This is a genomic window from Candidatus Roseilinea sp. NK_OTU-006, from assembly GCF_012931985.1.
Classification (GTDB): domain Bacteria; phylum Chloroflexota; class Anaerolineae; order J036; family Brachytrichaceae; genus JAAFGM01.
This window is the reverse complement of sequence record NZ_JAAFGM010000003.1, coordinates 64775-87015: the sequence shown is the minus strand read 5'-3', so window position 1 is coordinate 87015 and position 22241 is coordinate 64775. Positions and strand designations below refer to the sequence as shown.

At 63.4% G+C, this 22241-nt stretch carries 27 protein-coding genes and 1 pseudogene; 18 read left to right on the top strand and 10 right to left on the bottom strand.

Features of this window, described 5'->3' with window-relative positions; genetic code table 11:
• Positions 1-31 precede the first annotated feature (31 nt).
• The 4 genes from GXH28_RS03015 to GXH28_RS16775 form a co-directional block, all read right to left on the bottom strand.
• Positions 32-451, bottom strand: a complete 420-nt coding sequence (locus GXH28_RS03015; RefSeq protein ID WP_169237534.1) for an RbsD/FucU family protein — start codon at positions 449-451, stop codon at positions 32-34.
• A 78-nt stretch (positions 452-529) separates the two neighbouring features.
• Complete coding sequence (locus tag GXH28_RS03010) at positions 530-1999, bottom strand: aldehyde dehydrogenase family protein (protein WP_169237533.1); 1470 nt, start codon at positions 1997-1999, stop codon at positions 530-532.
• Between the two features lie 41 nt (positions 2000-2040).
• Positions 2041-2694 carry a response regulator transcription factor gene (locus tag GXH28_RS03005; RefSeq protein ID WP_169237532.1) on the bottom strand — a complete coding sequence of 218 codons (654 nt, stop codon included), beginning with the start codon at positions 2692-2694 and terminating at the stop codon, positions 2041-2043.
• 1 nt (position 2695) lies between these two features.
• Entirely contained in the window at positions 2696-4168 is a 1473-nt protein-coding gene (locus tag GXH28_RS16775) for a sensor histidine kinase (protein ID WP_169237531.1), read from the bottom strand.
• Between the two features lie 183 nt (positions 4169-4351).
• On the opposite strand from GXH28_RS16775, the gene GXH28_RS02995 reads away from it, so the two are divergent.
• The 8 genes from GXH28_RS02995 to GXH28_RS02960 all read left to right on the top strand — a co-directional run bounded on the left by GXH28_RS02995 (position 4352) and on the right by GXH28_RS02960 (position 12228).
• Positions 4352-5173, top strand: coding sequence for a hypothetical protein (locus tag GXH28_RS02995; protein WP_169237530.1), 822 nt, complete (start codon positions 4352-4354; stop codon positions 5171-5173).
• 8 nt (positions 5174-5181) lie between these two features.
• On the top strand, positions 5182-6690 hold the full coding sequence (gene purB / locus GXH28_RS02990) for an adenylosuccinate lyase (protein WP_169237529.1): 1509 nt from the start codon (positions 5182-5184) through the stop codon (positions 6688-6690).
• Positions 6691-6747: 57 nt separating this feature from the next.
• Positions 6748-6936 carry a hypothetical protein gene (locus GXH28_RS02985; protein WP_169237528.1) on the top strand — a complete coding sequence of 63 codons (189 nt, stop codon included), beginning with the start codon at positions 6748-6750 and terminating at the stop codon, positions 6934-6936.
• A 20-nt stretch (positions 6937-6956) separates the two neighbouring features.
• Positions 6957-7862 carry an ABC transporter ATP-binding protein gene (locus GXH28_RS02980; RefSeq protein WP_169237527.1) on the top strand — a complete coding sequence of 302 codons (906 nt, stop codon included), beginning with the start codon at positions 6957-6959 and terminating at the stop codon, positions 7860-7862.
• A gap of 34 nt (positions 7863-7896) precedes the next feature.
• Positions 7897-9096 (top strand): ABC transporter permease, encoded by a 1200-nt coding sequence (locus GXH28_RS02975; RefSeq protein ID WP_169237526.1) that lies wholly within the window; start codon positions 7897-7899, stop codon positions 9094-9096.
• A gap of 70 nt (positions 9097-9166) precedes the next feature.
• The gene (locus tag GXH28_RS02970; protein ID WP_169237525.1) at positions 9167-10375 is read left to right on the top strand and encodes an ABC transporter permease; all 1209 of its coding nucleotides are present in this window, start codon (positions 9167-9169) and stop codon (positions 10373-10375) included.
• A gap of 24 nt (positions 10376-10399) precedes the next feature.
• A complete protein-coding gene (locus GXH28_RS02965) occupies positions 10400-11554 on the top strand; it encodes a glycosyltransferase family 4 protein (RefSeq protein ID WP_169237524.1) in 1155 nt (384 codons plus the stop codon).
• Positions 11555-11628: 74 nt separating this feature from the next.
• Positions 11629-12228, top strand: coding sequence for a GNAT family N-acetyltransferase (locus tag GXH28_RS02960; RefSeq protein ID WP_206156695.1), 600 nt, complete (start codon positions 11629-11631; stop codon positions 12226-12228).
• A 12-nt stretch (positions 12229-12240) separates the two neighbouring features.
• On the opposite strand, the gene GXH28_RS02955 is transcribed toward GXH28_RS02960, so the two are convergent.
• Positions 12241-12687, bottom strand: a complete 447-nt coding sequence (locus GXH28_RS02955; protein WP_169237523.1) for a GNAT family N-acetyltransferase — start codon at positions 12685-12687, stop codon at positions 12241-12243.
• Between the two features lie 14 nt (positions 12688-12701).
• Here GXH28_RS02955 and GXH28_RS02950 point away from each other — a divergent pair, with 14 nt between their 5' ends.
• Positions 12702-13592, top strand: a complete 891-nt coding sequence (locus GXH28_RS02950) for a hypothetical protein (RefSeq protein WP_169237522.1) — start codon at positions 12702-12704, stop codon at positions 13590-13592.
• A gap of 75 nt (positions 13593-13667) precedes the next feature.
• Positions 13668-14177, top strand: a complete 510-nt coding sequence (locus tag GXH28_RS02945) for a Uma2 family endonuclease (RefSeq protein ID WP_169237521.1) — start codon at positions 13668-13670, stop codon at positions 14175-14177.
• Positions 14178-14229: 52 nt separating this feature from the next.
• On the opposite strand, the gene GXH28_RS02940 is transcribed toward GXH28_RS02945, so the two are convergent.
• Positions 14230-14466 (bottom strand): TlpA family protein disulfide reductase, encoded by a 237-nt coding sequence (locus GXH28_RS02940; protein WP_169237520.1) that lies wholly within the window; start codon positions 14464-14466, stop codon positions 14230-14232.
• 154 nt (positions 14467-14620) lie between these two features.
• Between GXH28_RS02940 and GXH28_RS02935 the strand changes: the two genes are divergently transcribed.
• Together GXH28_RS02935 and GXH28_RS02930 are read left to right on the top strand one after the other, a co-directional pair.
• On the top strand, positions 14621-15067 hold the full coding sequence (locus GXH28_RS02935; RefSeq protein WP_169237519.1) for a hypothetical protein: 447 nt from the start codon (positions 14621-14623) through the stop codon (positions 15065-15067).
• The gene (locus GXH28_RS02930; RefSeq protein WP_169237518.1) at positions 15060-15374 is read left to right on the top strand and encodes a hypothetical protein; all 315 of its coding nucleotides are present in this window, start codon (positions 15060-15062) and stop codon (positions 15372-15374) included. Before GXH28_RS02935 ends, GXH28_RS02930 begins: the two co-directional genes overlap by 8 nt.
• A 25-nt stretch (positions 15375-15399) precedes the next feature.
• Here the strand turns inward: GXH28_RS02930 and GXH28_RS16940 are convergent, their stop codons facing one another.
• Positions 15400-15552, bottom strand: a complete 153-nt coding sequence (locus GXH28_RS16940) for a hypothetical protein (RefSeq protein ID WP_169237517.1) — start codon at positions 15550-15552, stop codon at positions 15400-15402.
• Between the two features lie 3 nt (positions 15553-15555).
• A pseudogene (locus GXH28_RS16935) lies at positions 15556-15657 on the bottom strand (GNAT family N-acetyltransferase); the annotation flags it as partial.
• A gap of 158 nt (positions 15658-15815) precedes the next feature.
• Here GXH28_RS16935 and GXH28_RS02920 point away from each other — a divergent pair.
• The 3 genes from GXH28_RS02920 to GXH28_RS02910 all read left to right on the top strand — a co-directional run bounded on the left by GXH28_RS02920 (position 15816) and on the right by GXH28_RS02910 (position 17555).
• Positions 15816-16199: a hypothetical protein gene (locus GXH28_RS02920; RefSeq protein WP_169237516.1), complete on the top strand. Its 384-nt coding sequence runs from the start codon at positions 15816-15818 to the stop codon at positions 16197-16199.
• 124 nt (positions 16200-16323) lie between these two features.
• The gene (locus tag GXH28_RS02915) at positions 16324-16839 is read left to right on the top strand and encodes a copper chaperone PCu(A)C (RefSeq protein ID WP_240550137.1); all 516 of its coding nucleotides are present in this window, start codon (positions 16324-16326) and stop codon (positions 16837-16839) included.
• Between the two features lie 68 nt (positions 16840-16907).
• On the top strand, positions 16908-17555 hold the full coding sequence (locus GXH28_RS02910) for an SCO family protein (RefSeq protein WP_169237514.1): 648 nt from the start codon (positions 16908-16910) through the stop codon (positions 17553-17555).
• A 20-nt stretch (positions 17556-17575) separates the two neighbouring features.
• On the opposite strand, the gene GXH28_RS02905 is transcribed toward GXH28_RS02910, so the two are convergent.
• Positions 17576-18175, bottom strand: coding sequence for an SCO family protein (locus GXH28_RS02905; RefSeq protein ID WP_169237513.1), 600 nt, complete (start codon positions 18173-18175; stop codon positions 17576-17578).
• Between the two features lie 323 nt (positions 18176-18498).
• Between GXH28_RS02905 and thrC the strand changes: the two genes are divergently transcribed.
• The 3 genes from thrC (at position 18499) to GXH28_RS02890 (ending at position 21768) form a co-directional block, all read left to right on the top strand.
• Positions 18499-19590 (top strand): threonine synthase, encoded by a 1092-nt coding sequence (thrC, locus tag GXH28_RS02900; RefSeq protein ID WP_169237512.1) that lies wholly within the window; start codon positions 18499-18501, stop codon positions 19588-19590.
• Between the two features lie 74 nt (positions 19591-19664).
• Entirely contained in the window at positions 19665-20597 is a 933-nt protein-coding gene (gene thrB / locus GXH28_RS02895) for a homoserine kinase (protein WP_169237511.1), read from the top strand.
• A 67-nt stretch (positions 20598-20664) separates the two neighbouring features.
• On the top strand, positions 20665-21768 hold the full coding sequence (locus GXH28_RS02890; RefSeq protein ID WP_169237510.1) for an ABC transporter ATP-binding protein: 1104 nt from the start codon (positions 20665-20667) through the stop codon (positions 21766-21768).
• Positions 21769-22021: 253 nt separating this feature from the next.
• On the opposite strand, the gene GXH28_RS02885 is transcribed toward GXH28_RS02890, so the two are convergent.
• Complete coding sequence (locus GXH28_RS02885) at positions 22022-22237, bottom strand: hypothetical protein (protein WP_169237509.1); 216 nt, start codon at positions 22235-22237, stop codon at positions 22022-22024.
• Positions 22238-22241: the final 4 nt, after the last annotated feature.

Sequence of the window (22241 nt, the reverse complement as noted above, 5' to 3'; positions counted from 1 at the left end):
TGGCTTCGAGCACGCTGGGCGCTCGAGCGACTCACGGTTTCACCACGCCGATCGTGAGCAGGATGTTCGCATAGGTGCGCTGCTCGCCGGTGGCGATGACGAGCGCCGTGTCGGGATCACGACACAGGTCGTAAAAAGCGAAGCGCTCGTGTCCGCGCACCGGCACATCCTTCGGCAAGAGCGCCCGAAATTCGGCGATGATGGGTGCCTCCGTCCCCTCAGCCGTTAGCATGATGTCAGCGGCCTCGATGGGGATGGCCCCCACCAACACGCGCAGCACCTCCACAGCGTTCACCAGGCCCGGCGCCAGGTTAAGGTAAACGCGCCGCGCCGCCGGATAAGCTCGCGTGCTGAAGGGGTAGTTGCCGTCGGCGATGAGGATTTTGGAGCCGTGGCCGGCTCCGCCAAGCGCTTCGAGAATTTCGGGGTGGAGCAGGTTGTACTTCAACATTGTTGCACCTGTGTTTTACCACGAGCAGCCGCAAAGGCTCAAGGCGCTGCATATCACAGCGTCGTTGCCGCGCGTCGCTCATGGACGAACCTCTTTGTGATACGGCAGCCACCACGGCTTGGGACGCGCCTCGATGTCCCAGTGCACGTGCTTGGTCTCGCGGAACTCGTCCAGTCCCTCTTCGCCCAGTTCGCGCCCGCCGCCGGTGTACTTCATCCCGCCGAACGGGCCGGCATAGTTGTCGGTCAGCGGGTCGTTGATCCAAATCGTGCCGGCTTTCACATCCTCGAAGAAGCGGCGCGCCTTCTTGGCGTCGCTGGTATAGAGGCAGGCGCCCAAGCCGTAGATGCTGTCGTTGGCCAGTCGAATCGCCTCGTCGAAGCTGTCATAGGTCATCAGCGGGATGGCCGGCCCGAACGTCTCCTCGGTCATGATCTTCATGCTGTGGTTGACGTCCACCAGCACGGTCGGCTCGTGAAAATAACCGGGGCGATCCGGCGCGCGCCCACCGGTCAGCACGCGGGCGCCTTTGGCCTTGGCGTCGGCAATATGGTCTATGACCTTCTGGCGGTATTTGTCGCCGATCATCGGGCCGATGTCAGTCTCGGCATCCATGCCGTCGCCCAGGCGGAGTGATTTCACCAGGTCCACCAGTTGATCGGTGAAGCGCGTTGCCAGGCGCTGGGGCACGTAGACGCGCTCGGTGCTGGTGCATACCTGGCCGGCGTTGATCAGCGCGGCGTAAGCCACGGCGCGCGCGGCCAGCTCGGGGTCGGCGTCATCAGCAATCACGAAGGCGTCCTTGCCCCCCAGCTCGAAGTGCGTCTTCTTCATCATCGGCGCAGCGATGCTGGCGATCTTTTGGCCGGTGCTCAGCGAGCCGGTGAAGGCGATCATCGGCACATCCGGATGACGCACCAGCGCTTCGCCGGTGCGTCCATCGCCCGTCACCACATTGACTACGCCGGGGGGCAGATGATCGAAGGCAATCTCGCACAGTTGCAGCGCGGTGAGCGGCGTCATCTCGCTGGGCTTGATGACGACGGTGTTGCCGGCGGCCAGCGCCGGCGCGACCTTCCAGGCCAGCAGCAGCAGCGGGTAGTTCCACGGCACGATGCAACCCACCACGCCGTACGGCTCTTTGATCACCATATTCAGCACGCCATCCTCGGTGCTCGGCAGCACGCGGCCGCGCGAATGCCGGCCCAGTTCGGCGTAGTAGTCGAAGGTGGAATATGTCCAGACGACCTCCTCCTCGTTTTCGCTGAGGGGTTTGCCCTCCTCGCGCGTGAGCAGCTCGATGAGTTCGTGGGCATGGGCGCGCATCTTGCGGCTGGCCTCGTGCAGCAGTTCAGCTTTCTCGCTCGCGCTGACGCGCTTCCAGGCGTCGAATGCGCTTTTGGCTGCCTGCACGGCAGTGTCTATGTCTTCCGGTGTGCCCAGCGGCACATGGCCGATGATTTGGCCGTTGGCCGGGTTATCCACGGCGATGGTTTCCGTGCTGGCGCCTCGGGTAAATTGGCCGTTAATGTGATGTAGTTTCTCCATGACAGATAAGGGGCGAAACGCGCGCCGGGCGCATTTCGCAGCTACAGGTAATCTCGAATGTTGTGCGCTGCGGCGTAAGCCGCCGCCTCCGCGCGGTTGTTCACGTGCAGCTTGGCAAAGATGCTGCTGACGTAGTTGCGCACCGTGCCTTCGCCCAACACCAGGAGGTCGGCGATCTCGCGGTTGGTGCGGCCCTCGGCCAGATGCGCCAGCACGCGCAGCTCTTGCTCGGTGAGCAACGCAAACGCGCTCTCTTCGCGCTTGCGGGCGATCTCGCGCATGCGGGCGAACACCCGCGATGTCGTCGTCGGGTCCAGCGACGCTTCGCCCCGGCCCACGTTCTCGATCGAGCGGATCAGCTCGTCGCTGCCGATCTGCTTGAGCACATAGCCTGACGCCCCGGCGGCGATGCTCTCGAATAACGTGTCGTCGTCGCCGTAGGACGTGAGCATGATGACCTTGATATTCGGCGCGGCTTGAGTGATCTCGCGGCAAGCCTCGATGCCGCTCATGCCGCTCAGCCGGACGTCCATGATGACGATGTCCGGCCGGTGCATCAGCGCTTTGCGCACGGCCTCCTGGCCGGTCGCTGCTTCGTCCACGACCTCGAAGTCGGGGTGGCGCGCCAGTAACGTGCGCAGCCCGATCCGCACAACTTCGTGGTCATCCACTAAGATCAAGCGCAGCCTCGACATATCACTTACCTCCCACCTGTGGGATCACCAGAGTCACCGTCGTGCCTTTGCCTGGTTCGCTTTCCAGGTTGAAGTCCGCGTTCAGGAGCGCGGCGCGCTCGCGCATGTTCAACAGCCCGCGCCCGGTGCGTATGACCGGTTGGACAATACCCCGCCCATTATCGCGAATTTGCACCCGCACAGCCCGCGCGCCGGCGTGATTATGGCAGGGGTCGTATCGCAGCTCCACTTGCGCGTGCGTGGCCGAGGCGTGCCGTGCGATATTGCTCAGCGCTTCACGCACGATCTGGTATATGTGTTGGCGCTGCTCAGGGGAGAAGTAGGCTGTGCCGCATCCCTCGACGTTCCAGTCGGTCGGGATCGCGGTGCGAATCCGGAACTCGGTCACGATGTCGAGCAAGCCGCGCGCCAAGTCTTCATCTCCAGCCACCGAACGGCGCAGATCGTAAATGTAGCTGCGTATCTCCTCATTGGTCTTGTTCAGCACCGACAACACGGCACCTAACTGTTCTCGCGCGCGTTCGATCAGCGGGCCGGCGCCATTGTCGGATTGCGCAGCCAGTTGTTCAATCGTATGCCGCGCGTTGTCCACCATCAGCCCGGCAGCGTAAATGGACTGAATTGTGCCATCGTGTAGATCGCGGCTGATGCGTTCGCGCTCGGTCATCAAAAATTGCTGCTGCTGCAGCTTCTCGTTCAGCCGGTCAGCCTCGATCCGGAAGGCGTCCAGCGACAGGAACAGAAACAGCGCAATGACGGCGCCAACGATGCTGCGGTAGATGCCGATTGGCACACCAGTGATCTGGAAGACCTGCGCACTGTTGATGACATTGGCGGGGAAGATCGGCGCCGCCGGCGCAAACACGCCCTCCACCAGCGCGTAGAAGATGAAACCGAAGCCGGCTACACGTAGCACGTTGATCAGGCGCTCGTTCTTAAGCGGGCCGACCAGGCGGCCGGCTTGCAAGCGCAACCCATAGGCGACCAGCAGCGCCGATGGCAAACACAGCGCATAGCGCAGCAGCGCTTCGACCGTGGCGTTGTTGACCATGTCCACGCCGCGGGTCAACGCGCGGTTCGTGGCCAGGATGGCCGTCGCGACCAGCACCACTACCAGTGGCACATACACTGCGGCCCAGGAAGGCACGGCCGGTTCGCTCAGTCGCAGGCCGAATCCGAGCAACGTGGCAAATGTCAATAGATGCACCAACAATTGCAGGAAGCGCAAGTTCTGGATGGTATCCGGCGGCAACAGGCGTTCTTGCAATGGGATGAAAGCGTTGCCCCACACGGCAACCGCCTCCAGCGCGCCGAACGCCGCTAGCCAGGGCAGGGCGCGGGCTAATTCGAGCCGGCTGCGCTGCATGAACCATTGCACGCCCATCATCACCGCCAGCGAGAAGAAGACCTGGCCGTGCACGAATTGCACGATCGAGTCGTTGATCGTGAAGAAGACTTTAAGCTGGTCAACCACCGTCGCCTATATTATTAACGAGCAATCCTGATGATTAGGTGAGAGTAAGCACGGCGTCGGGCGCCTCCCACCGCATCTGCGCGCTGAATCCTCATCGCCGGTTGTCCGCACTTGCCGGTCGCTGCGCGGTCTGACCTCGGCGGGGATCGCCCGACGCTGTGGCATCCGTATAATTTCGGCGTTGTGATTCCTGCGTCCAATCTGCTCGGCATCACCGCAGGCCTCATCGCTTTCATCGCGCTGCTCATCTTTCTCAACGCGATCTGGGTCGCTCGCCGGGCGCAGCGAGCTGCTTACTACAGCGTGCGCCGCAACGCACAGCGCATTGCCCATCGAAGGCTCACCCTCTCGCTCTCGACCTTTGTGCTGGCGGGCGCGCTGACGGTGATCAGCCGGGTCTTGCCGGATGAAACTGCGCGATCCCTACCACCGGCCGAGGCCATTGTCGCTCGCGCGGAGGCCGGCGAAACTGTCGTATCGGCCGCCGCGCTGTTCAAAGCTACCCCGGCAGCCACCCCCACGAGCACATCAATTGCGCTGACGCAATCGGCCGTCGCCGCTGCGCCGCCGCCAACGGCCTGGGCCACGCCCATCGCAGAGCCAACATCTACGCTGATCGGTGCGTTGGCGACGCCGGCGGACATGCCCACGCGCCCCAGCGCAGCGCAAGTTGCCCCGGACAAGCGCCTGACGCTCAACGCAATCGCCAGCAGCATAGATGCCAATGGCGCGCCTGTTGGCATCAGCACGACGTTCACGCCGGGTGTCGAGACGATTTATATCTTCTTCGACTTCCGCGACGCGCCGCCTAGCGCGCTGTTGAGGCATTCTTGGTTCCGCGACGGCGGCAGCGTATTCTTTCGCTCCAGCCGACTGGGGAAGAATGGCCAGGGCACGGCGTATATCTCCTGGTCGCCGCCAGGTGGATTCCCGCCCGGACTCTATGAGGTGCGCGTCGCGCTCGGCGGCGTGCCACAATTCGTCGCCAATTTCGAAGTCCGTTAGGGGCAACGATGACTGTCGAGACATTCACTTCGCCTTTCTCCCAACGCTACGGGAGCGAGGCTATGCGCGCGATCTGGGGCGAACGTTACAAGCGGCAGCTCTGGCGCCGAATCTGGGTGGCGCTGGCCGAGGCCCAGTGCGAGCTGGGTATCGTCTCACGTGAGCAAGCGGATGACCTGCGCGCGCATATGGAGGAGGTGACCGAAGCCAGCATCGCCCGCGCGCTGGAGATCGAGCGCGAGATCCACCACGACTTGATGGCTGAAGTGCGCGCTTACGCCGAGCAGTGTCCCGTCGGCGGCGGCATCATTCACCTCGGCGCGACTTCGATGGACATCGAAGACAACGCCGACGCGTTGCGCCTGCGTGAAGCGATGAACCGGGTGCACGCTGCGCTGATCGAGCTGATCCGAACGCTGGCCGGCAAGGTGCTGCAATATGCCGATCTGCCGGCCATGGCCTTCACCCACCTGCAGCCGGCCGAACCGACCACCGTCGGCTATCGCCTGGCGCAGTATCTGCAGGACCTGCTCATAGACCTCGACGAAGTCGAACGCGTCCGGGATGACATCAAGGGCAAAGGGTTCAAAGGCGCCGTGGGCACATCGGCGTCGTATGCGGAGCTGTTGGGACCGGGCGCGGGGAGATCAGAGAGTGAGAGATTAGAGATTCAAAGATTAGAGAAGATTGGGAGATTGGAGATTGGAGATTTATCTGATGAGGCTCAATCTCCGATCTCCGGTCTCCAATCTCTCGAACAACGTGTGCTCGCCAAACTCGGCCTCGCTGCTTTCCCGGTGACTACCCAGACCTACCCGCGCAAGCAAGACTGGCGGGTAATGAACGTGCTGGCCGGCATTGCACAATCGCTCTACAAATTCGCCTTCGATCTGCGCATTTTGCAATCGCCGCCGATCGGCGAATGGAGCGAGCCGTTCGGCGCGAAGCAGGTTGGTTCGTCGGCGATGCCGTTCAAGCGCAATCCGATCAACGCCGAGAAGATAGATTCGTTGGCCCGGCTGGTTGCTGCGCTGCCGCGCGTGGCATGGGACAACGCGGCGCATTCGTTGCTGGAGCGCACGCTGGACGATTCGGCCAACCGGCGCGCGATGCTGCCGGAAGCCTTCTTGGCTGTGGACGAAATGCTTGCCGTTGCCCTGCGGGTCATCCGAGACCTGCGCGTGAACGAATCGCAGATCGCGCGCACCATGCGCCTCTACGGACCGTTTGCCGCCACCGAGCGATTGCTTATGGCCGTCACGAAGGCGGGGGCAAATCGGCAGGAGATGCACGAGCGCATCCGAGAACATGCGCTTGCAGCGTGGGCGAGGGTAAGCGCGGGCGAGTCGAATCCGTTGATCGCTTCGTTGTGCGCCGACGCCCAGATCACTCGCTATATCAGCCCGGAAGCTGCCCGCGCGCTGCTCGATGCGAGCGACTACGTGGGGGACGCGCCGCACCGCGCGCGCGACCTGGCCCGGGCTGCGCTCCGGCGCGTGGGCGACGGTGAGGCGTGAGCGGTGTAACGGAGAATTCATTGACGGGGCACATGACACGCGATACGATTACAACACGTGAATGATCCCCGCGACGCGAAGTGGCGTCGCTTATTCGGCGGTCTGCTGGTCGGCGGGCCGGTGCTCGCAGGGATGATCGTGCTCGGCATCACCGGCCAGCTCAGCGCGCTGCTCCTTAGTGCGGCGATCTTCTTCGCACCGATGCTGCTAGGCGCCTGGCTGTTGCTGCGCAAGCCGCCGGATTGAGAGAGGTGAACATGACAACGATGCACAGCGCGACCGTCTCGGTCTCCGGCCTAGCCAAGGCGTTCGGGCAGGCGCAGGCCGTGCGCGATGTGAGCTTCGACGTCCATCGCGGCGAAATCTTCGGCTTGCTCGGCCCGAACGGCGCCGGCAAGACCACCACGCTCCGCATGATCCTCGACATCTACAAGCCCGACCGCGGCGAGATCAATGTGCTCGGCGGGCCGATGACCGAAGCCAAGAAGGCGCGTATTGGCTACTTGCCGGAGGAGCGCGGCCTCTACAAAGACTTGCGCGTCGAAGAGTGCGTGCTGTATCTGGCCGAGCTGAAGGGCCTCTCGCGCCAGGAAGCCCGCCGGCGCGCCGATGCCTTCTTCGAGCGATTGGGCTTGGCCGCCGAGAAACGCAAGAAAGTGAGCGAGTTCAGCAAAGGCATGCAACAAAAGGTGCAGATCATCACGGCGCTGATTCACGCTCCGGAAGTCATCATCATTGACGAACCGTTCAGCGGCCTCGATCCGGTCAATACACGGCTGGTGCAGGACCTCCTGCTCGAAGAGCATCGCAAAGGCACGACGATCATCATGTCCACACACCAGATGCACCAGGTCGAGGAAATGTGCGACCGCATCGTGCTGATTGACAAGGGCGCGTCGGTGCTCTACGGCAGCGTGGACGAGATTCGCCGGCAGTACGCGGACAACGCCGTCCGGGTCACCGCGCACGGCGAGCTGCCGCACATCCCCGGTGTGTTGGAGACCAGCCGCAAGGGCAACACGCACACGCTGTCGCTGCCCGGCGACATGGACACCCAAGCGCTGCTGGCGCAGTTGGCGACCACGCCGGGCTTGAAGATCGAGGCGTTCGAGCTGGCCCTCCCGACGATGGACGACATCTTCGTGCGGGTGGTGTCGGGGAGACGAACGTAAACGCAAAACGCAAGACGCAAACTGTAGCGCCACCATGTCAAAGATCCTGTTGATCGCCTGGCACGAGTTCAAGCGCCACACCTTCCGGCGGCGCTTCATCGGCATACTGCTAATGCCGTTGATCATCCTCGCGATCGCAATGGTGAGCAGCTTCATCAGCGCGTCGGCAGCGGCGCGCTTCGAGAGCGGCGCGATCGGCTACGTTGATCCGAACGGCGCGCTTCCGCAAGCGACGAATCCGCCGGACGCCGCGTTTACCTTCACGCGCTTCGACGACGAAACGAGCGCGCGCGCTGCGCTGGAGCGCGGAGAGATCACCGCCTATCTCGTGCTCACGCCGGACTTCCTCAGCAGCGGCGATGTGCGACTGATCTACTGGGAGGACGAGCCGAGCAGCGATGAATTGGTTCAGGCGTTCGAGCGCTATCGCAACGCGCAACTGCTGGCCGGCCAACCCGCATCCATCGCCCAGCGCGTGCTGGAAGGATCGCGCTTCTCCTTCGAGACACCGGATCGCGCCCGCGCGATCCGCGACGACGACCTCCCTTCTTTCTTGCTCCCCCTGGTGTTCACCCTACTCTTCATCACGGCAGCCTTCAACAGCTCGGAGTACTTCATGCAGGCGGTGCTGGATGAAAAGGAGAACCGCACGATGGAGGTGGTGATCACCTCGGTGACGCCCACGCAACTGATGGCCGGCAAGGTGTTCGGCCTGAGTGCGGTCGGCCTGCTGCAGATGGCGATCTGGTCTATCGCCGCATTCGTCGCGCTATCGGTGCTGCGCCCGCGACTGCCCTTTCTGCGAAATATCTCGCTTGAACCGGGTTTCATCGTGCTCACCCTGGTGCTGTTCACGCTGTACTACGTGATGCTCGGCGCCTTCCTGGCCGCCATCGGCTCGATGGTCGCGGACGCCAAGCAGGGGCAGAACTACGCTTCGCCCATCATGCTGATCGCCGTGATCCCGCTCTTCTTCCTTGTGGTGATCTGGTTCGACCCGAACGGCGCCTTTGCGGTGATCTTGAGCCTGATCCCGTTCACATCGCCGCTTACGCTGTTGATGCGCTATGGCATGGTGAGCGTGCCGGCATGGCAGATCATCCTCGCGTTAGTGCTGCTTGCGGCCGGCGCCGCCGGCGCGATCTGGCTGGCCGGGCGTATCTTCCGCATCGGTATGCTGCGCTTCGACAAGGGCGTGAAGTGGAGCGAGCTGGCAGCGAGCATTCGGTTCTGACCATTTCCGACTCCCGGCTCCCACTTCGCCCGCAGGGGTGAATCGGGAGTTGGGCGTAGGGGGTGAACACATGTCCAAGACCTGGGTCGTCCTGAAGCACGAGTTCCGGACCATCGTCTCCAAGCCGAGCTTCTGGTTCGGCATCATCGGCCTGCCGATCATCATAGGCGCGGTGATCGTCGTCATCAGCCTCATCAGCGGCGTTGCGACAGCGGCGGTGGCCACGCAACGCACGAGCCAGTCGAACCTGCCGCACGGGTTCGTGGATTACGCCGGCATCGTTCGCCGGGCCGACGACGGCTTCGAGCGATTCGCCGGCGAGCCGGAAGCCGAACGCGCGCTTCGATCTGGCGCGATCGAGGCGTTCTATGTCATCCCCGCGGACTACATGCAGACCGGCCAGGTGCGCATGGTGACGAAAGAGCTGGATGACAGCCCGCTCGGTCCACGCCGGAGGGTAGGCGCCTTTCAGCGCATGGTGAACCGCAACTTGTTGGACGACGAGGCGTTGTGGACGCAACTCGACCGGCAGGTGAATATCACGCAGAGCGAATCGGTTGCCACGGTGCGGACACGAACCGGGCCGTCGTTCGGCGGGTTCTCCCCGCTGGTATATGGCGTAGCCGTGCTCTTCTTCACCATCCTGATAACGGCGTCGGCGTATCTGATGCAATCAGTGACGACGGAGAAAGAGAATCGCGTGATCGAGATCCTCATGTCGTCGGTCTCACCCGCCGATTTGCTGGCCGGCAAGATCCTCGGGCTGAGCCTGGTCGGCCTGATTCAAATGGTGCTGTGGTTCGGCTCGGCCATCCTGGCGCTCACGCGCCTGCCCTTCCTCAGCGAGGTGATCGGCCCGATCTCACCGGCCGCCGTGCTGCTGACGGCGCTGTTCTTCGTGTTGAGCTACTTCGTCTATGCCAGCCTGCTGGCCGGTCTGGGCGCGTTGATGCCCGGCTCGCGCGAGGCGGCGCAGTACACATTCCTGGTATCGCTCCCGCTCTTCGTGCCGCTCTACCTGAACACCGCCATCACCGCCGAACCGAACGGGCCGCTGGCCGTCGCACTCAGCCTGATCCCTTTCACCTCGCCGCTGGTGATGCCGATGCGCTTGTTCGGAACGAGCGTGCCGCCGTTGGAAGTGGCAATCAGCCTAGCGTTGCTGGCCGGCCTGGTCTATCTGGCGATCCAGGCCAGTGCGCGCGCCTTCCGCGCTCAGGCGCTGTTATCCGGCAGCAAGCCGACCCTGAAGCAGGTGATCGCTGCCTTTTTTCGTTGAAGCACACAGGCCGGCGTTGTCGAGATGCACATCGTCCTCGGCGCGTATCTGCTCAGCGGCGCGCCCGGCTACCGACAGGCCGGCGTGCATCGCTACGCGCAACATCTCTTACGGGGAATTGCCGGTGTCGCCGCGCGTCATCCGGAGGCGTACTTCACGGCGCTCATTAGCCCCGCGGTTGCGCCTCAGGACCTATTAACGACCGATGCGCGACTGACGGTCCTCCCCGCCTCGCGCAGCACCGAACGTCCGCTCAGCCGTATTCTCGTCGAGCAAACCGAGACGCCTCGCGTGCTGCGCGAACGCAGAGCCGACTTGTACCACGGCCTGGGCTTCGTCGCGCCGCTGCGCGCGCCGTGCCCCACGGTGGTCACCGTCTTCGATCTGAGCTTCATCACGCAACCGCGAGCGCACAAGCGGATGAACCGCATCTACCTGTCGTTGTTCACGCGCCGGTCGTGCCGGCGCGCTGCGCGCGTGATCGCCATCAGCGAGTGGACCCGACGCGACGTGGTGCAGCACCTGGGCGTCGCGCCGGAGAAGGTCGTTGCCATCCCGCTGGGCGTGGATCACGACCACTTCAAGCCCCAGCCGCCGGAGGCCGTGGCCGCTTTCAAGGTGCAGCACGGCATCGGTGACCAAGCCATCTTCTACCTGGGCAGCCTGGAGCCGCGCAAAAATCTTCCTCGCCTGATCGAAGCTTTCTCCGTCCTGAACGCCCAATCGTCGTTCTCCCATCTCCAGTTGTTCGTGGGCGGGAGCTTGGCCTGGAAATACGACGATATATTCACACGCATCCGCCGACTTGGCCTCGAAGAGCGCGTCCGGCTGATCGGTCGTGTGAGCGATGAGGACTTGCCGAAGTGGTATAGCGCATGTGCAGTGATGGCCTACCCGTCGCTGTATGAGGGTTTCGGCCTGCCGCCGCTGGAGGCGATGGCGTGCGGCGCGCCGGTCGTCACGTCGAACGTCACCTCGCTGCCGGAGGTCGTCGGCGAAGCCGGCATCACGGTGGACCCCACCGACGTTCGCGCGCTCGCCGAGGCGCTGCATCGCGTGCTGAGCGACGATGCGCTGCGCGCTGCGCTGCGCGCGAAGTCGCTGGCGCGCGCAGCGCAGTTCACCTGGCAACAGACGGCTGAGCGGACGGTGGCATGTTATCTCGACGCCGTAAAATGAGCGACGCGCGCGACTACGGCCTCCACTTCGAGCAGACTGAGTCGGTGGTGCGTCGCAAGACTTAAATTGGTTCCATGCGTTTTGCGATCCGGCCCTACCAACCGCGCGACTTACGCGCGCTCTACGCCATCTGCCTGAAAACCGGCGACAGCGGCGCTGATGCAACCGCGCGATTTCGCGATCCGGATCTCCTGGGTCATTACTTCGCGGCACCCTACGGTGTGCTCGCGCCGGAGACGTCGTTCGTCCTGGTTGATGAGCATGATGAACCCTGCGGCTATATTCTCGGCGCACGCGACACCGCCGAATTCGCCGCACGTTGCGAGCGCGAGTGGTTCCCCGCATTGCGCGCGCGTTATCCCCTGCCGTCGCCCGACGATCACTCGCCCGACGCGCAGATGATCCGCGCCATCCATGCCGGAATTAAGGTGGACGAGATCGCGCGCGAGTACCCGGCGCATTTGCACATAGACATCCTGCCGATCGCTCAGAAGCAGGGTTGGGGACGTCGGTTGATGGAGACCTTCTTGGCGCGGCTGCGCGAGCTGGGCGCGCCGGCGGTGCATTTGGGCGTGGGCGCGCGCAACCTCAACGCCATCGCCTTCTACAAACACATGGGCTTTCAGCGCCTCCGAGAGGATCAACACGCCATCATGTATGGAATGCGGCTGTGACCTCGTCGCGCTTCAGGCCAACGTCAGCGCGAAGTGCACCTCCCCATCGCGGCGCGCGACGATGCGAAAGCCGTGCTTCAGGTAGAACGCGATCGCGTCATCCCACGTCTCGGTCGTCTCCAACACGATCGTGCGATACCCGCGCGACCGCGCCTCGTCGAGCAGCGCCTGCAGGATGCGTGCGCCGATCCCGCGGCAGCGGTGCGACCGAGCGACCGACATGCGCACAATTCGTCCTGTCCTCTCGCCCTCCGGCAGCAACGCGCCTGTGCCGACGAGTTGTCCCTCCCACCGCGCGACGAGAAAGATGCCTCCGGCGTAGTTTTTGGCGATGTCGTTCAGGTCGGGATTGAGCGACGGGTCCAGGGCGCCCCAACGCTCCTCCATCCCGGCCAGGATCAGCGCCTGCGCCTCGGGCTGATCGGCCGGCGTGAATCGCGCGATGACCAGGTCGCTCATCTACAATTGAGTTTATGCGAACGTTGGGCCGGATGTGTCGCGCAGGCGCAGTGGTGCTGAGCGTGGTCGTGCTCCACGGCGCGCCGGCAGCCGCCGTCATGCCGACGCCACAAGCGGCGCGCCTGCTCTCTTTCACGCTCGACCAGGCTGAAGCGGCCAAAGGCGAAACCGTCATCGCGACTTATCAGCTTGATCGGCCCGCGCGCCGCGTGACGCTCATCGCTATGACGCCGGGCGGCGCGCCGGCGGGATTTCGCCTGCCGCAGCAGATTCGCAGCACACCTTCACGCGATGCCGGTGCGATCTCGTTCACCGTGCCCTCAGAAGCCAACGCGATTAGCCCGCTCTGGCTGATGTTGAACGTGGACGGCCAACTGCGCGGCGCGCAGCGCCTCAACCTGGCGTGCGACTATCCCTGGTTCTTCGAACCGCGCGTGGAAGGATGCCCCTTTGCGCCCGCACGCGCGACGCCGGCCGCCTTCCAGCGCTTCGAGCGCGGCGCGATGATCTGGCTGGCCGAGATGGACTCGATCTATGTGCTCTACGATGCGCTGCACTCTGCCAATGCGGCCAGACTCGAACGCTACGACGATGTGTTCATCGAGGGCAGTCCTGAGCCGCCGCTCACCGCCGAGCCGCCCTCCGACAGGTTCGCGCCGGTGCGCGGCTTCGGCCTGGTGTGGCGAACACGGGAGCACGTGCGCGACGCTTTGGGCTGGGCATTGGCGCCGGAGCAGGGCTATACGGCGTGTCTGGGCTATGCGCATTACGGCGGCAAATCCATGCGCACTTACGTGACCACTGTTGATCGGAGCTTACTCGAATTCGAGACCTACTACGTTCCCGTGCGCTGGCGTGCGCTGCGTGAGATTGACGGCCGGCCGGTCGCGGTCGCCCAATGTTGATCGTTGATTGTGGGTCATGAGTTCAACCGACGATCCACGATCCCGCTTTACGTTTCACACTTCACGCTTTACCGCATGTCCCCCTCACCCTACAGCGTCCTACAGGCCAAGTTGCAAGCATGGCTGGTCAACCTGCTCACCGTGGTCGTCGAGGCGTATGAACTGGGCGCCGTCATCGGCAAAGGCGCGCGCGTCGTCGTGGGCGACGATGTGCTAATGCCGGACGTGCTTTACGTGCCGAACAGCGAGCGCAGATCCGTCAAAGCCGATGCGATCTACAGCCCGCCAGCGCTGGCCGTAGACGTGCTACACAGCGGCACAAACGAGGGTGAGCGCGCAGCGCTCCGGCGACGCTACGCCGCTGCGCATGTGCTGGAATACTGGCAGATCGAGGCCGACAAGGGGCGCGGATTTTGCTATCAGGCCGATGCGAACTGGAACTACGATCTGATCCCGCCGGACAAAGGCGGCCTACACTACTCTGCAGCCATCGTGCAGTTAGCCTTCCCGGTAGAGTGGTTTCACAAACAGCCGGGCTTGCTCAAGCTCATGGAGTGGTGGGGGATCGTGGAGACCGAGGAATGAAATCGCCCTCTGCTGCATCGAAGGGGAACAGAGGGCGATTTGTTTTGCATGCTTACCGCTTGGCTAAAGCGGCTTCGATATCGGCTTTCAACCGCTCGTAAGTCTGCATGCCGTTGCGCGAGGCGACGATCTCGCCGTTCGGCGCGACGACGACGAACTGGGGTTGACCGACGAACTTGTATTTCGCCATCGCCTCCTTGGAGCTGGTTTCGTCAATATTCAGCGCTCTGAATTCCACCCGATCGCCGAATTCCTCTTCGAGCCTGCTCACGACAGGCTTCATCGCCATGCACGATCCTCACCAGGGTGCATAGAAGTCAATGAACAGCGGACGATTAACTTCGATTGACGCTACGACGGGGGCGGCAGTTGAAGCGACCGGCGTTGCTGTCGGCGTCGCCCGGGGCGAGCCACATGCCGACAGCGCGATCATCGCAGCCGCCATGACCGCTGCAGCAATCATTCGGGACGTTGGCATCATCGTTTCTGAAAATCCTCCTCACCCAAATATGCGCCGGATCATAGGGCGCGAGGATTACAACTCGCTGAGAATGCGTCGGCAAAAGCACGCCTCTATGATCCCCTTACATCGCTGCGCACAAAACGGCCGTAAGGTGAGTTCGACATACCGGTTCCGGCTCGTGTGGCCGGGCCTGCCTCAGCCGGGCGAAGGTCATCTCCACTTGTTCATTGGCGTGCCGGCCAGCGCGATCGCCGATGGCCAGATCATCCCGCTCGACCAGACCGACAAATACGTGCACATGGGCGCGCCGCCGTTCACCACGCGCACGCTCGCGCTTTTGCCGGATATCCAGCCGCCCCAATCACGTGCGCCGAATACCGGCTGGCACGCACGCGCCCTACGCTACAATGGCGCTCTTCATGAATAACTCCCGATCCAAATCCATCGCGCTGAATTCCGCACAACCCCGCGTCTATCGCACCTTTGAAGACTGGCAAGCCGAGCAGTTGCGGGATATTCGCACTCCCGAAGAACGCGGCGTCCACGTCGGCTCGTCGGTCATGTGGCGCCACAAAGATAACGGCATCATCGTGACCGATCGCGCTACGGTGACCGCAATTTCCGGCAACACCATCACGTTGCGGGTCAAGGATGTCCAAGAACGGACATGTCAGGCAGACATTGCCGAGATCGTCGTCAGCGACGATGACAAGTCCGGCGCGGCGCGCCGGTAAGCAGGCCGCTCATCGCCACTCGACGTCATACCAGCGTGTCCAGCCGATAGCGGCATTTGCGCAGCTCGCCGCTGAGGTAGATCGGGTTGTTCAGAGGAAGGTCTACGATCTCCACCAGACGCGCGCCAGCCAGCTCACATGTGCGGCGCGAGGCCCAGTTGTCCGGGTTGCAGGTCATCCAGAGGGGGTGCAGGCCGTGCCGGCGTGCCAGCGGCAGCGACAGCCGGCAACTTCGTGCGGCCAGATGCCGGCTGCGATAGGCCGGCTCGACGTGGTAGCCGATGTGGCCCAGATATGGACGATGTGGTTGGTGTTGGCGATGCGCGGGTTGATGCTCCCCACAGCATGGCGCGCGCCCTGCAGACGCATGTCAAAGCGGTACAGGGGAACGACCTCTCGCCGACGTGGGTGGGATAATTGCTTTGCACGCGCGCGGATCGTATGAGCAAACGGACACCTGCGCAGGTTTACTTCGATGGGTGGGGTGCGCTGACGCGCCTGAGCATCGCATCATTGTTAGCGCTAGCGCCGCTGATGTGCATCGCGTTCTGCCATATCGTGGACGACATTCATCGTGCTGCGCCGGCAACCGTCTTTCGTTGCGACCTCTTTTCTCTGCATCATCCACTTGATTCCCCTGACGACGGTCGCGCGCCGCTCAGTGACCTGCAGCAGTTGATCCGCGCTGTGACGGAATGCGCCCCATCGTCGTCATCAGGGCTCGCCGCATTGATCATCTTGGCAAGCCTGACGCTTATCAAGGTCTCACCCCCGATCTGCATCGGGCAGCAACCCCCCAAGCCGCCTCCTCGTCGCGCTGCCTAAGCTCCGGTTCACCGTTGCATTCGAATCAAACGTTCAGGCGCGCGTGTCGTTGCGCAGCCGTCTCGCGTGCCTGCACACAGAACAGGGGCTGCGCTTTCAGGAGGATAGAACGATGATCAGGAAGATGATTTTTGCGACCGCCGCGGCGCTCTCGCTCGTCGCTTGCGCCGCGCCGGCGACGCCCGCCCAAAACGCAAGTGGGCAAAGCGACATTGCGATTCGAGACGCCTGGGCGCGCCCAACGATGGGCATGGTGGGAGCCGGCGAAGGCCACTCACACGGTAGCCATGGCGGCGCGGACAAGACCGACACTGCTAAGGGCAGCGTGAACAGCGCCGCCTACATGGTGATCGAAAACAAGGGGAACGCGCCCGACAAGCTGCTCAGCGCATCGGGCGACGTCGCCGATACGATCCAGGTGCACCAGACCAAAGAGAAGGATGGCATGATGATGATGGAAGAGGTGGCCGGCGGCTTGGAAATTCCCGCCAACGGCAGCGTGGAATTGCGGCCGGCCGGCTATCACATCATGCTGATGGGCGTCAAGCGCGAGCTGAAGCCGGGCGACGCGTTCCAGCTCACGCTCACCTTCCAGTCGGGCAAGACTGTCGCCGTTGACGTGACCGTGCGCGAGCCCTGAGCGCATCGCGGCGCGAGAGGCCGGATGCCCCTCGCGCCGCTCTCATCTTTCCATGCGAGCATATCCCTATGAATACCCGGAGTGATGGTTTCAAAGTGTTGTTGGGCGTATTGGGCGGCATGGCAGCCATCGTGACCTTCGGTTTGCTGCTCAGCTATGCGCCGCAACTGGCCACCGGCCCAATCCCGACGCCGACGCCCGGCGGCATTGCTATCGGCCAATACCGCACGATTTCCAACTTTGTGCTTACAAATCAGGACAATCAGCCGATGCCGCTTAGCGCGTTGCGCGGCAAGCCTACGCTCATCGCCTTTGGCTACACCTTCTGCCCGGACGTCTGTCCGTTGACCATGGTGGACTTGCGCCGGGTGAAACGCGCGTTGGGCGAAGCGGGCGAACAGGTCAATTTCGTCTTTATCTCAGTGGATCCCCAGCGCGACACACCGGAGGTCATCCGCCGCTACGTGACGGCTTTCGATCCAGCGTTCATCGGCCTCACGGGCGACGAAGCCACGCTGAAGAAGCTGATCTACGAATTCGATGGGCTGTTCGAGAAGCAGCCGCCGCAGAGCAACAACCCGGAGAGCTACTTGGTCGCCCATACCAGCTTCATCTACCTGCTCGATGCGCAGGGCAAGTGGCGGATGAAGTACTCCTTCGGCACGCCGGTCGAGGTCATCGCGCAAGACGTGCAAGCGATGCTGCGCGAATCGTGATAACACGGAGCGCTCCCATGTTAGCTCTCGTCGAGTAACCGGGTCACAATTCGGACAATCTCAGGGATCGCCACGCCGTCTTGCACGAAGTAGAGCAGGCGGCCTTGCCGGTCGAGCAAGTAGATGAACGGCGCGTGGGGAGCGAGCACGCCATCGCGGTTCTCGTACATGTGAATGCCGAAACGCAGTGCGAGCTGGCGCATGTCGCTGCGCTCGGCTGTCAGCCCGACAAACGTCGGGTCGTAGCGGCTGAGATGCTGCTTGAGGGCGCTTGGCCCATCGGCAACGCGATCGGTACCCACCATGACGAAGGTCAAGTCGGCGCTGCGCGGCCCGAGCATTTGCTTAATCGCCTGGAATTGGGGCAGCGCGTTGACACAGGATTCACGACAGCGGATGTTGCTGAAGAAAATCAGCACTAGCCGGCCTCGAAAATCGCTCAATTTGGCCGGGCGCCCGTCTTGGTCCAACATGGGCACATCGGGCGGCGTGATCGGATAGTCAACACGAATGGCGCGCGGCGGGAAGGTGGGCTCCGGTGTTGGCGCGGGCGCAAAAGCAGCGCATGCGCCGAGCAACAGCATGGCTGCCAATGCGCCTCCCATCAAGGCAAGCTTCATGCCTCAACTGTCGCACATGTCGCTGAACGCGCGTTGAGAAGGAACATGCCAACGCTTCATCCGGGCGCATGGGCGACAGACAGCCCGGGCCTGGCGGCTGTAGAGCGGCGGGGCAATGCCCTCTCGGGGTCAATGGCGAAAGCGGTCACTCGCGCCGTATGGGGCACCCGTCATCGTCAGCATCTTTGCCCCAACCATCTCCGATTTCGGCTGAACCTGGCGCGGCCAATCGGCACATTGGGACGTTCCGTGGCAGGGCGCGATGCTGCGGGGGCATCGCGGGTCAAACGCTTCGGCGACGTGAATGTTAGAATCGCGTCGCTATGGCCTTACAGTCGCCGCCTGGCGCGCGCCTCACTGCAGCATGGCCTGGCGTGATTGAACACTATCGCGCTCGACTCGAGATCACGCGGGAAGTTCCCCCGGTGACGCTGCTAGAAGGCAATACGCCGCTCATCCCGGCGCCGCGTTTGGCGCGCGCGCTGGGCGGCGGCTTTGAGTTATATCTGAAATACGAAGCCGCCAACCCCACCGGCTCGTTCAAAGATCGCGGCATGACGGCTGCGATGACGCAGGCGGTGGCCGACGGCGCCAGGGCCGTCATTTGCGCCAGCACCGGCAACACCGCCGCCAGCGCCGCCGCGTATGCCGCGCGCGCCGGGCTTAAGTGCGTGGTGCTTGTGCCCGATGGCAAGATCGCCGCCGGCAAGCTGGCCGGTGCGCTGAGCTACGGCGCGCAGGTGATCGCGATCAACGGCAACTTCGATGACGGCCTGCGCATGGTGCGCGAGGCGACCCGGCGCGCTCCCATCGCCCTGGTCAATTCCATAAACCCGGCGCGCTTGCAGGGCCAAAAGACGGCTGCCTTCGAGGTGTGCGACGCCCTCGGCGATGCGCCGGACTGGTTGTGTTTGCCCGTCGGCAACGCCGGCAACATCACTTCCTACTGGATGGGTTTCGCCGAGTACTTCCGCGACGGCCTGACGTCGAAGCGTCCGCGCTTGCTGGGCGCGCAGGCCGCCGGCGCTGCGCCCATTGTGCTGGGCAGGGTCGTGGAACGCCCCGAGACGGTTGCCACGGCTATCCGCATCGGCAACCCCGCTCGATGGCGCGAAGCGGTCGCGGCGCTCGACGAATCGGACGGCCACATCACGGCAGTGGGTGACGATGAGATCCTGGAAGCATACCGCCTGGTTGCCAGAGCCGAAGGCGTGTTTTGTGAGCCGTCGTCTGCGGCCGGCCTGGCCGGCCTGGCCAAGGGCCTGCGCGAGGGCTGGCTGGACGCGCGCGATAAACGCATCGTGTGCGTGCTAACCGGCCATGGCCTAAAAGATCCCGATACGGCGATCAAAGGCAGCCCCACGCCGCTGACGATCGAACCGCAGATCGAGACGCTGCTCGAAGTGATCGGCTAGGGATGCGCTGGCCATCTCGCGCGCGTCTGTTGTCGTCAGCGACCGATGAAAGCGGCAAGCGCCGACGATGCCCGATGACAAAACTGTTGACCGTCCGCATTCCCGCTACCAGCGCCAATCTCGGCCCCGGGTTCGATTGCATGGGCCTCGCGCTCGACTTGTGGAACACCTTCGAGTTGCACCGGGGTAACGGCGCAGGCATTACCGTTGAATCGCACGGCGAAGGCGAAGACGTCCTGCCCAGAGACAAGAGCCATCTGGTAGTGCGCACGATGATCGAGGAGCTGACCACCTTCATCCCGTTCAACCCGGATCGCCAGGCTTACCACATCGTTTGCCGCAACGCGGTGCCGTGCGGGAGCGGCCTCGGGTCTAGCTCAACCGCCGTGTTGGCCGGGTTGATCTTCGCCCATGCCGTGCTCGATCCGCAAGGCTTTCACGGCCCGGCCGGGTCGGCGCGCATCCTCAACCGCGCCTTCGAGATTGAGGGACACGGCGACAACGTTGCGCCGGCGCTGCTCGGCGGCTTGGTGATCGTCGTCGGCCGGGACGGGGAGGTGATCACGCATCGCATCACGCTGCCGCCCACCCGCGTGGTGGTGTGCGTGCCGCGCTTCCACTTTATGACTTCGCATGCGCGATCGGTGCTTCCGCTGCACTATTCGCGCAGCGACGCGGTGTTCAACGTCGGACGAGCCATGCTGGTGGTCGAGGCATTGCGCAACGGCGATGCGTCGCTGCTGTCGCGAGCGATGGATGACCGGATTCATGAGCCGTACCGCCTGCCGGCTATCCCGGGCGCCATCGAAGCCAAGCGCGCGGCCCTGGCGCGCGGCGCGCTGGCCGTCACCTTAAGCGGTGCCGGGCCGGGCATCCTGGCCTTTGCGCGAGAAGATCACGACGCGATCGGCCAAGCGATGCAGTCGGCGTTCGCAACCGCCGGCGGATTGCCCGCGCGTTACTGGGTGCTCGACGTCGCCTCATCCGGCGCGCAGGTCTTTGTTTGACGCGTACACCAGGCATATATACAATCTCGCCTGTGTTTGTAGCTTTTGCTCTTGGGAGGATTGCTGCATGGCAAGTGTGACCTATGAACATGTAACCAAACGCTTTGGCGATGTCGTCGCGGTGAACGATCTGAACATCTCCATAGCGGATCGCGAATTTCTCGTATTCGTCGGCCCTTCGGGCTGCGGCAAGACGACCTCGCTGCGCATGCTGGCCGGCCTGGAAGAAGTCACCGAAGGCAATATCTACATCGGCGACCGCATCGTCAACGACGTGCCGCCCAAAGATCGCGACATCGCCATGGTCTTTCAGTCGTATGCGTTGTATCCGCACATGTCGGTGTACGACAACATGGCGTTCGGCCTCAAGCTGCGCCGGGTGCCCAAAGCGGAGATTGATCAGCGCGTGAGAGAGGCGGCGCGCCGTTTGGGCATCGAGGCCCTGCTCGACCGCAAACCGAAGCAGCTCTCCGGAGGCCAGCGCCAGCGCGTGGCTGTGGGCCGCGCCATCGTGCGCAACCCGGCCGTATTCCTGATGGACGAGCCGCTATCGAACCTGGACGCCAAGCTGCGTGTGCAGGCACGCGCGGAGATCAGCAAGCTGCATATGCAACTCGGCACCACCTTCATCTACGTGACGCACGACCAGGTCGAGGCGATGACGATGGGCACGCGCATCGCCGTGATGAAGGACGGCGTGTTGCAGCAGATTGACACACCACAGGTGCTGTACGATCGCCCCGACAACGTGTTCGTGGCCGGCTTCATCGGCAGCCCCTCGATGAACTTCTTCGACGCCACGCTCACGTCCAGCGGCGGCGACCTCTACGTGGACACCGGCGCCTTCCGCGTCAAGGTGCCCGAGAACAAGGTGGAACCATATCGGGCGCATGTGGGCAAGCAGGTGATCTTCGGCATCCGCCCTGAGGACATCCACGACCCAGAGTATGCGCCGCCCGGCATCCACCAGGCCATCGTGGAGTCGAAGGTGGATGTCACCGAGTTGATGGGCAACGAGGTCATCGTCTATCTGATGACGTCGAACAACAAGCCCTTCCTGGCCCGCGTGGATCCGCGCACCAAGGCCAGCGTCGGCAACACAATGGGCATGGCCTTCAACCTCGACAACATGCACATCTTCGACAAACAGACGGAGAAGGCAATTCGCTGATCAGGCGTACATCCGCCCAACGGTGTGATGTCGCGGGCGCTCCGGCAGAGGCGTTTATGCGTGCATCCCTCGGCGGCCGGCAAGCCCTGCGACAGGCATAAGCGCTGCGCCACTGCGGCGAGCCTGAGCGTCTCCGCACTTAGCGGCAAAACCCACCATCCCCGCGCAAGCGGCGTTGACGATGCGAACGCCGGAGATGTTGGCACTGTCAACGCCGCCATTGGCGACCGGCAGCCTGTGGAGCAACGCGCGTTCAGCGTCTTGAAACAGCCCCCCGGCGCCAACTGCCAAACCATTGCTGCGCCCCCTTGGCGCTGACCAGCGGCGCGACACCGACGCATCGGCCTACGCCGCGCAGCCCGGCACCGGTTGCATCCCACCGGCGCGTTGCATCGCCGACGACCGGCGCAGCGTTGGCGACGTGGGCGTAGAATGCCGCCGGAAGGTGGCAGCCCCGAACCGCGTGCATCCGA